Annotated in this window: 9 protein-coding genes and 1 pseudogene; 9 read left to right on the top strand and 1 reads right to left on the bottom strand. The window is 68.4% G+C overall.

From position 1 onward, the window contains the following. From ACSAMQ_RS18580 to recO, 8 genes and pseudogenes are all read left to right on the top strand, one after another. A pseudogene (locus ACSAMQ_RS18580) lies at nt 1–331 on the top strand (hypothetical protein); the annotation flags it as partial. A 168-nt stretch (nt 332–499) separates the two neighbouring features. After that, nucleotides 500–2041: a DegQ family serine endoprotease gene (locus ACSAMQ_RS18575; RefSeq protein WP_435397084.1), complete on the top strand. Its 1542-nt coding sequence runs from the start codon at nt 500–502 to the stop codon at nt 2039–2041. 266 nt (nt 2042–2307) lie between these two features. Continuing rightward, nucleotides 2308–4101: a translation elongation factor 4 gene (gene lepA / locus ACSAMQ_RS18570; protein WP_435397083.1), complete on the top strand. Its 1794-nt coding sequence runs from the start codon at nt 2308–2310 to the stop codon at nt 4099–4101. Between the two features lie 229 nt (nt 4102–4330). Then, on the top strand, nt 4331–5116 hold the full coding sequence (gene lepB / locus ACSAMQ_RS18565) for a signal peptidase I (protein ID WP_435397082.1): 786 nt from the start codon (nt 4331–4333) through the stop codon (nt 5114–5116). A 90-nt stretch (nt 5117–5206) separates the two neighbouring features. Next, nucleotides 5207–5584 (top strand): DUF4845 domain-containing protein, encoded by a 378-nt coding sequence (locus tag ACSAMQ_RS18560; RefSeq protein WP_435397081.1) that lies wholly within the window; start codon nt 5207–5209, stop codon nt 5582–5584. Next, nucleotides 5577–6236 (top strand): ribonuclease III, encoded by a 660-nt coding sequence (gene rnc, locus ACSAMQ_RS18555; protein WP_435397080.1) that lies wholly within the window; start codon nt 5577–5579, stop codon nt 6234–6236. Before ACSAMQ_RS18560 ends, rnc begins: the two co-directional genes overlap by 8 nt. A gap of 156 nt (nt 6237–6392) precedes the next feature. Further along, nucleotides 6393–7286 (top strand): GTPase Era, encoded by an 894-nt coding sequence (gene era / locus ACSAMQ_RS18550; RefSeq protein ID WP_435397079.1) that lies wholly within the window; start codon nt 6393–6395, stop codon nt 7284–7286. A gap of 146 nt (nt 7287–7432) precedes the next feature. After that, nucleotides 7433–8188, top strand: a complete 756-nt coding sequence (recO, locus tag ACSAMQ_RS18545) for a DNA repair protein RecO (RefSeq protein WP_435397078.1) — start codon at nt 7433–7435, stop codon at nt 8186–8188. Between the two features lie 66 nt (nt 8189–8254). Here recO and ACSAMQ_RS18540 read toward each other — a convergent pair whose 3' ends face one another. Continuing rightward, nucleotides 8255–8986 carry a response regulator gene (locus ACSAMQ_RS18540; RefSeq protein WP_435397077.1) on the bottom strand — a complete coding sequence of 244 codons (732 nt, stop codon included), beginning with the start codon at nt 8984–8986 and terminating at the stop codon, nt 8255–8257. Between the two features lie 138 nt (nt 8987–9124). Here ACSAMQ_RS18540 and ACSAMQ_RS18535 point away from each other — a divergent pair. Then, the coding region (locus ACSAMQ_RS18535) for a hypothetical protein (RefSeq protein ID WP_435397076.1) at nt 9125–9375 on the top strand (251 nt) is incomplete at its 3' end.

Raw genomic sequence — 9375 nt, 5'->3', positions numbered from 1 at the left:
GCGCCGTTCGCGCGGCCAAAGCCAGCGCGCCGCGCTGCGCGCTTCCGAACGTTCGGCCGAGGCGCCGGTGCAGGTCGCCGCGGTCGCCAACGCCTCCCCGCTGCCGGAGGCCGTCCACGCCAATCCGTTCCGGCCGCAGGCGAGCGAAGCGTCCGCGGCGCGTCCGTGGCCGCGCGCGGTGCTGCCGAATTACTCGGGCGGCAGCAGCTATACCGCCGGCTACGGCGGCAGCGGCGACTCGCAGTCGTTCTATCCCTTCGAGCCGGCGACCCAGGCTGAAGAGGCCAGGGCGCGCTCGCAGGCCACGCAACGACCGCAGCCCCAGCCCTGATTCTTCAGTCCCTGGTTCGCCGGCACTGATTTGTCTTGCCTGCCGCGGTCGTTGCGGCCCGGCAGCCCCCTTTCGTCGAATGCGCGGCCCCGCCGCGCAAGGCGACCTGTCGTCTTTTTCCCGGAAAATCCACGTCGTTTCGAGGCCGCTCCCATGACCCGTCCCCTGATGAACAGCCTTCCGAAGAGCACCGCAGCCGGCAGCCGTCCGCTGCATTCCCTGGCCCTGGTCGGCGCGATCATCGCCGCGCTGCCGGTGGCCTGTACGGCGCAGGCGCCGACCACCCCGATCGCGCCGCCGCCGTCGGCGACGCCGGCCGCGCCTCTGGTCGCCGGCCTGCCCGATTTCACCAACCTCGTGCAGCGGGTCGGCCCGGCGGTGGTCAACATCAGCGCCGAGGTCACCCCCAAGCGGGTGGCGCGCGGCGGCATGCCGGACGAAGACCAGATTCCCGAGTTCTTCCGCCGCTTCTTCGGCCCGGAGGGCATGCCGGGCATGCCCGGGCCGGGCCCGCGCCAGCCGCGCGGCGGGCGTTCGATGGGCAGCGGTTTCCTGATCTCGCAGGACGGTTACGTGCTGACCAACCATCACGTCGTCGACGGCGCCGACACGGTCACGGTCAAGCTGGCCGACCGCCGCGAGCTCAAGGCCAAGGTGATCGGTAGCGACGAGCAGTCGGACGTGGCCCTGCTCAAGATCGACGCCAAGGGCCTGCCGTTCCTGCGCGCCGCCGGTGCCGGCCAGACCAAGGCCGGGCAGTGGGTGGTCGCGATCGGTTCGCCGTTCGGGCTCGACCATTCGGTCACCGCCGGCATCGTCAGCGCGGTCGGACGCGCCAACCCCTATGCCGATCAGCGCTACGTGCCCTTCATCCAGACCGACGTCGCCATCAACCAGGGCAACTCGGGCGGTCCGCTGCTCAATACCAGCGGCGAGGTGGTCGGGATCAATTCGCAGATCTTCTCGAACTCCGGCGGCTACATGGGCGTGAGCTTCGCGATCCCGATCGACGTGGCGATGAATTCGGCCGAGCAACTGCGTGCGACCGGCAAGGTCAGCCGCGGCCAGCTGGGCGTGGTGGTCGAACCGCTCACCAGCGAAAAGGTCGCCGGCTTCGGCCTGCCCGACAGCAGCGGCGCGCTCGTCAACCAGGTGCTCGAAGGCGGCCCCGCGGCCAAGGCCGGCGTGGTGCCGGGCGACGTCATCCGCTCGGTCAACGGCACGCCGGTGCACGAGTCCAGCGACCTGCCGCCGCTGATCGGCAATCTGCCTCCGGGTTCCAAGGCGAAGCTGGGCGTGTTCCGCGACGGCAAGAATGTCGAGCTCACGGTCGCGGTCAGCGAACTGGACAGCGGTGCCGCCGCAGGCCTGACCGGCGGCGACCGGCCGGCGCGTCCGGGCGAATCGACCGCGCCGCGCGCCAACGGCAATCCGCTCGGCCTGGTGACCCAGGACGTCGACGCGGCGACGCGCCAGCGCCTCGGCATCAAGGCCGGCGAGGGCGTGGTGGTACGCGATCCGGGCGACGCCGCCGAGGCCGGGGTGCGTCCGGGCGACGTCATCCTCTCGGTCGGCCGGACCCAGGTCGGCAGCGCCGCGGCCCTGGATCGCGCCCTGGCCGGCACCAAGCCGGGCCAGACCGTGATGCTGCTGGTCCGCCGCGGCAACGCGACCCAGTTCATCGCGGTCCAGGTCGGCGAGGAGAAGTAAGCTCGGGCCGCTTAGCCCGAGCCCGGTCCCGGCCCGTAGCGCCCTCGGGCGGCCTCGGGCCGGGCTCTCCGGTCGTCGGGTCCGTCTTGGGGGCGCGCCGGCCGCTCAGGGCGTCCGGCACGCTTTGTCTGCTCTCGGCGGCCGTGGCCTGCGGGGCTTTCTGGGCTGCGCGGGCCGGCGCGGCGCGGGCCTGCCGTCAATGCCGGGGGCTATGCGATAATCTCCCGTTAATTTTCCTGGAACCGGCGAGCTCCGCGTCGCCCCGCATGCAACACATCAGAAACTTCTCGATCATCGCCCACGTCGACCATGGCAAGTCGACGCTCGCCGACCGCATCATCCAGCTGTGCGGAGGTCTCGAAGCGCGCGAGATGGAAGCGCAGGTGCTCGACTCGAATCCGATCGAGCGCGAACGCGGCATCACCATCAAGGCCCAGTCCGTGTCCTTGCCCTACAAGGCCAAGGACGGACAGGTCTACCAGCTCAACTTCATCGATACCCCGGGCCACGTGGACTTCAGCTACGAAGTCAGCCGCTCGCTGGCCGCCTGCGAAGGCGCCCTGCTGGTCGTCGACGCCGCCCAGGGCGTGGAAGCGCAGTCGGTGGCCAACTGCTACACCGCGGTGGAGCAGGGCCTGGAAGTGGTGCCGGTGCTCAACAAGATCGACCTGCCGACCGCCGACGTCGACCGCGCCAAGGCCGAGATCGAAGCGGTGATCGGCATCGATGCCGAGGACGCGGTGGCCATCAGCGCCAAGACCGGCCTCAACGTCGACCTGGTGCTGGAGGCGATCGTCAAGCGCATTCCGCCGCCGAAACCGCGCGACACCGACAAGCTGCAGGCGCTGATCATCGATTCCTGGTTCGACAACTACCTCGGCGTGGTCTCGCTGGTGCGGGTCATGCAGGGCGAGATCGTCCCGGGCAGCAAGATCCTGGTCATGTCGACCGGCCGCACCCACCTGGTCGACAAGGTCGGCGTGTTCACCCCCAAGCGCAAGGACCTGAGCAAGCTCGGGGCCGGCGAAGTGGGCTGGATCAACGCCAGCATCAAGGACGTCCACGGCGCGCCGGTCGGCGACACCCTGACCCTGGCCAGCGACCCCGCGCCCAAGCCGCTGCCGGGCTTCCAGGAAATGCAGCCGCGCGTGTTCGCCGGCCTGTTCCCGGTCGACGCCGAGGACTACCCGGCGTTGCGCGAAGCCCTGGAAAAGCTGCGCCTGAACGACGCCGCGCTGCGTTTCGAGCCGGAGAGCTCCGAGGCCATGGGCTTCGGTTTCCGCTGCGGCTTCCTCGGCATGCTGCACATGGAGATCGTGCAGGAGCGCCTGGAGCGCGAATACGATCTCAACCTGATCAGCACCGCGCCGACGGTGATCTACGAAGTGCTCAAGACCGACGGCACCGTGATCCCGATGGACAACCCGGCCAAGCTGCCGCAGTTGAACCTGGTCCAGGAGATCCGCGAGCCGGTGATCCGCGCCAACATCCTCACCCCGCCGGACTACATCGGCAACGTGATCAAGTTGTGCGAGGAAAAGCGCGGCGTGCAGATCGGCATCACCTACATGGCCAGCCAGGTGCAGATCAGCTACGAGCTGCCGATGGCCGAGGTGGTGCTGGACTTCTTCGACAAGCTCAAGTCGGTCTCGCGCGGCTACGCCTCGCTGGATTACCACTTCCTGCGTTTCCAGGAAGGCCCGTTCGTGCGCGTGGACACGCTGATCAACGGCGACAAGGTCGATGCGCTGTCGATCATCGTCCACCGCAGCCATGCCGACCGGCGCGGCCGCGAGTTGTGCGAGAAGATGAAGGACTTGATTCCGCGGCAGATGTTCGACGTCGCCATCCAGGCCGCTATCGGCTCGCAGATCATCGCCCGCAGCACGGTCAAGGCGATGCGCAAGAACGTTTTGGCCAAATGTTATGGTGGCGACATCAGCCGCAAGAAGAAGCTCCTCGAGAAGCAGAAAGAGGGCAAGAAGCGGATGAAGCAGGTCGGTCGGGTGGAGATTCCGCAGGAAGCCTTCCTCGCGGTGCTGTCGACCGGCGACAAGTAGGCGAACGGCGGGAAAGGGATGGGGGGCGAGCGACGGCGGCCGTGCCCGATACGGGCCGGGCGGTCGCGAAGGTCGCCAGGGAGTTTCCGCAATATCATCGGACGGCGAGGGCAGGCAGCGGTAGGCACAGGCGCAACGCGATCGAGCCGCAACGGTCCGGTCGCGCACCACCTTCGGCCCGCTCGCTGCGGCTCTCGGCTCCGGCTCACAACACCGCAAGGAAACGGCAATGCGTTGGTTCGAAATCGCACTGGTGTCGCTGACGATATTCACCGGCGTCGTCTGGCTGCTCGACAAGCTGGTCCTGGCCAAGCGTCGCGCCGCGCGCGAGGGCCTGCTCGACGACGGCAAGGAGCCGATCGTCATCGATTATTCGAAGGCGTTCTTCCCGGTGCTGTTCGTGGTGCTGATCCTGCGCAGCTTCATCGCCGAGCCGTTCCGGATTCCCTCGAACTCGATGATGCCGACCCTGCTGACCGGCGACTTCATCCTGGTCAACAAGTTCACCTACGGTCTGCGCCTGCCGATCACCAACCGCAAGGTCCTGGCGATGGGCGAGCCCGAACGCGGCGACGTGGTCGTGTTCCGCCCGCCGCACCACCCCGAGCAGGACTGGATCAAGCGCATCATCGGCCTGCCGGGCGACAAGGTCAGCTACCGCGACGGCCGCCTGACCGTGAACGGCGAGCCGATCCTGTACGCCCCGATCGGCACCTACCAGGGCCGCGGCAACGGCACCGAGATGACCGGCGCCCAGGAGCTGCGCGAGCAGGTCGGCAAGCACGTCCACCGCATCCTGCTGCGCGCCGAATCGCCGTTGCTGGACCAGGGCGAGGGCGAGTGGGTGGTGCCGCAGGGCGAGTATTTTGTGATGGGCGACAATCGCGACAACAGCGAGGACAGCCGATACTGGGGCTTCCTGCCGGAGCGCAACCTGCGCGGCAAGGCGTTCCTGATCTGGATGAACTTCGATGGGGGCGTGGATTTCTCGCGCATCGGCAGCAGCATTCCGTAACGGCGCCACGCCGCTGCGGATGGGGACGGGGTTCGCGGGTGCATCGAGCGCGCCCGGACCCGGCATATTGATCAATTGGGGATCGAAGGCATGAAGCGTAACCAGAGCGGCATCACCCTGATCGGGTTCATCATCCTGCTGGCCGTGGTCGGCGTATTCGCCTACATGGGCATGAAGCTGGTGCCGATGTATACCGAGTTCTATTCGGTCAAGCGTTCGCTGGCGGACCTCGCCAAGGAGCCGGGTGCGGGACGCATGGAGAGCGCCAAAGCCCGTGATCTGTTCTTCCGCCGCATGGACATGAGCTATGTCGAGAGCGTCAAGCCGGCGAACTTCAAGATCGTGCGTAACGACGAGGGCATGGAAATCACCGTGGACTACGAAGTGCGCCGTCCCTTGATCGCCAACCTCGACGTGGTCGGGCACTTCAACGCGGTCCAGCAGTTGCGCACGAAAGACGGTGACTGATCCATTCACGCACCGCTTCGCGAACCCGGGATTGCTCGATCAGGCCCTGACCCATCGAAGCGCCGGGGCGCCGCATAACGAGCGCCTCGAGTTCCTGGGCGATGCGCTGGTGAATCTGATGGTGGCCGAGGCGCTGTACCAGCGCTGGCCGCAGGCCGACGAGGGCGCGCTGACCCGCGCCCGTGCCGAGCTGGTGCGCGAATCGGCCTTGGCGCCGATCGCGCGCACGCTCGAACTCGGCGCGAAACTGACCCTGGGCCCCGGCGAAATGAAGTCCGGCGGCCACCGCCGCGATTCGATCCTTGCCGATGCCCTGGAAGCGGTGGTCGCGGCGATCTACCTCGACGCCGGTTTCGAGGCCTGCCGCGCCCATGTCCTGCCCTGGTTCGCCGCGGCGATGGACGCGCTGCCGCCGCCCCACAAGGTCGGCAAGGACGCCAAGACCCGATTGCAGGAATGGCTGCAGGGCCGGCAGAAGCCGTTGCCGCTGTACACCCTGATCGCCGAAAGCGGCGAAGACCACGCCAAGACCTTCCAGGTCAGCTGCGTATTGACCCAGCCGCCGCTCAGCGCGGTGGGCGAGGCCGGCTCGCGCCGCGCCGCCGAGCAGATCGCCGCCGAGGACGTGCTGCGGCAGCTCAAGGCGGATTGAGGTTCGGACGGAGCGGAGTCGGAACTCGGACTTGAGCAGCGTAGAGGCCGGGGTTGGGCTCCGTCCTAACCGGGCAAGCGAGCTTGGGTCGCGGCTGACGCTTCCCGTCCCCGCGCCCGATTTGCTGTTCCCGCCGCCCAGGCGGACAATTCGCCCATGACTTCCTCTTCGCATCGCGCCGGCCACGTCGCCGTCATCGGCCGTCCCAACGTCGGCAAATCCACCCTCGTCAACGCCCTGGTCGGGGCCAAGGTCAGCATCGTCTCGCCGCGCCCGCAGACCACGCGCCATCGCCTGCTCGGCATCGCCACGTTTCCCGAAGGCCAACTGCTGTTGGTCGATACCCCCGGCATCCACCGCGAACAGAAGCGGGCGATGAACCGGATGATGAACCGCGCCGCGCGCGGCGCCCTCGAAGGCGTCGATGCGGCCTTGCTGGTGGTGCGCGCCGGTCAATGGGACGACGAGGACACCCTCGCTTTCGACGCCCTGCGCGGCGCCGGCCTGCCGGTGGTGCTGGTGGTCAACCAGGTCGACCGCATCACCGACAAGACCGTGCTGCTGCCGTATCTGGCGAAAGTCAGCGAAGGCCGCGACTTCGCCAGCGTGCATCCGATCTCGGCGCTCAAGGGCAAGGGATTGGACGCTCTGGTCAAGACCGTGTTGTCGTTGTTGCCCGAACAGGAAGCGCTGTACGGCGAAGACGAAATCACCGACAAGAGCCAGCGTTTTCTCGCCGGCGAGATGGTCCGCGAACAACTCATGCGCCAGCTCGGCGAAGAGCTGCCGTACGCGACCACGGTCGAGATCGAACGCTTCGTCGTCGACGGCGAGCTGCTGCGCATCGGCGCGGTGATCTGGGTCGAGCGCGACGGCCAGAAGGCGATCGTGATCGGCAAGGCCGGTGCGCGCCTGCGCGAGATCGGCGCGAAATCGCGCGTACAGATGGAGCGGCTGTTCGGTTCCAAGGTCTTCCTGGAAACCTGGGTGCGCGTGCGCGAAGGCTGGTCCGACAACGAAGCGGCCCTGCGGCAGTTGGGGTACGAATAAGGGACGGGAAAGATTCGGGATTCGCAGGCGCGTGATTTCGGTCGCTCGATTTACGCTGCTTGATCAGTCCGACGTTTGCGGGCGTCCGCTTTTGCTTTCTGCTCCAATCCCGACTCCCGACTTCCCGTTCTCGATTCCCGAATCGCATGCACCTCACCGCTGAATCCGCCTACGTGCTGCACACGCGCCCTTGGCGCGAGACCAGCCTGTTGGTCGAGGTGCTGAGCGAGCACCACGGTCGTATCGGGCTGATCGCGCGCGGGGTGCAGGGACCGAAGCGCCAGGTGTTGCGCGCCGCCTTGCAACCGTTCCAGCACATCCGCCTGGATGCGCTGGTGCGCGGCGAACTGGCTCGGCTGATCTCGGCCGAAGCCCTGGACGCGGCGCCGCGCTTCGACGGCGAGGTCGCGCTGGCCGGTTTCTACGTCAACGAACTGTTGCTGCGCCTGTTGCAGCGCAACGACCCGTTCCCGGAACTGTACGAGCTTTACGGGCGCACTCGTGCGCGCTTGCAGGACGAGGGACTGGCCTGGACCTTGCGCTGTTTCGAGCGCGATCTGCTCGAAGCGCTCGGCTCGGGCTTCGACTGGAGCGTCGATGCCGAGGGCGCGGCGATCGATCCGGCCGCGCGTTACCGGCTCGATCCCGAGCAGGGGCCGCGCCGCATGCTCAGCGATCGCGGCCACGGCGAGCGCAGCGCCGCCGCCACCGGCAGGGCCTTGCTCGCGCTCGCCGACGACCGCGCGCCGGACGCGGCGGATCTGCCGGGCCTGCGCCAGGCCATGCGTTCGGTGCTCGTGCACCACCTGGGGCCGCGCGGCTTGAAGTCCTGGGAGTTGTTGGCCGACCTGGCGCGGGTGGCGCCGAAGCGCGAGCCCCGGCGAGACGACGACGGCGCCTGAGCGTTGGGCGGACTGAAGCGGCATCAGGCCGGTGCCGGGACCGGGACGCCCCGTGAACCGACCGACTCAGCCGAGCGCGGGCTGGGCGATGGTGTCCTGCGCGGCCTGGTCGAATCGCGCCAGCAGCGAGGACGAATCCGGTCGCGTCTGCAGTTCCTGCACCGCCTGCGCCAGGCGCGCCGCGCCGACGAAGCCGCAGCTCGCCCGCAGTTTATGCAGTTCGCCGCGCAAGGCCTCGAGGTTGCCGAGTTCGGCCGCGCTGGAAATCGAACGCCGCGCGTTCGGCAGCTCCTGGGCGAACAGCTCGCGCAGGGTGGCGATATGGGCGCGGTTGCCGTTGAGTGCGCGCGCGGCGACTTCGTCGTCCCAGACCGGCGCATCGGCTTCGTCGGTCGACGGCAGCGCCGCCGCGACATCGTGCTCGGGCAGGCCGAGCAGGCGACGGACCGCGGCGCGTACCGCGGCGGCGGGCAAGGGTTTCACCAGGACTTCGGCGAAGCCCGAGGCGAGCAGCCGGTCGCGGACTTCGGTTTCGCCGGTGGCGGTGTGGGCGACCGCGAGCGTGCCGGGATGGCGCTCGCGCAGGCGCTTGAGCAGGTCGATGCCGCTGCCGTCGGGCAGGTGGGCATCGAACAGCCACAATTGGTAGTCCTCGGCGTTGCCGAGCGCCATCGCCGCGGCGAGGCTGTCGACGCCGTCGACTTCGGCCGGCACGGCCTCGACCGCGGCGGTCAGAAAAGCGCGGCTGGTCGGGTCGTCCTCGACCAGCAAGATGCGTGGGACTGGGGATGTCTTCATTGCCGGTTCGCTTCCGCCCGCTATCCTGCTTCCATGCTGCGGTCCATGTTACGCCTCCTGATCGGTTTGTCGCTGCCCGCTTGCTGGGTGGTATCGGCCGAGGTTGGGGCGACGACACTGAACGCCAGGATCGCGCGGGTGAGCACCGCGGTGGCCACGCTCGAAGACGTGCGGGTGCGGCTGTCCTGGCCGGCCCGGGCCGCGCAGGGCGAGTTGCAGTTGCAGGCCGGCCGGGTGGTCGCCCCGGACCTGGGTTATCGCTACCGCGATGTGCTCTGGCGGTGCCCGCTGCAGCGCGACGGCCGTGGCGGTTGGCGGTGCGACGGCGAGTTGCGCAGCGGCGGGGGCCGGCCCCTGCGGCTGGCGCTGGACCTGGGCGTCGCCACCAC

Source organism: Lysobacter sp. 1R34A (assembly GCF_051217035.1).
Taxonomy (GTDB): domain Bacteria; phylum Pseudomonadota; class Gammaproteobacteria; order Xanthomonadales; family Xanthomonadaceae; genus Lysobacter.
This window is presented reverse-complemented; position numbering and strand designations above follow the sequence as displayed.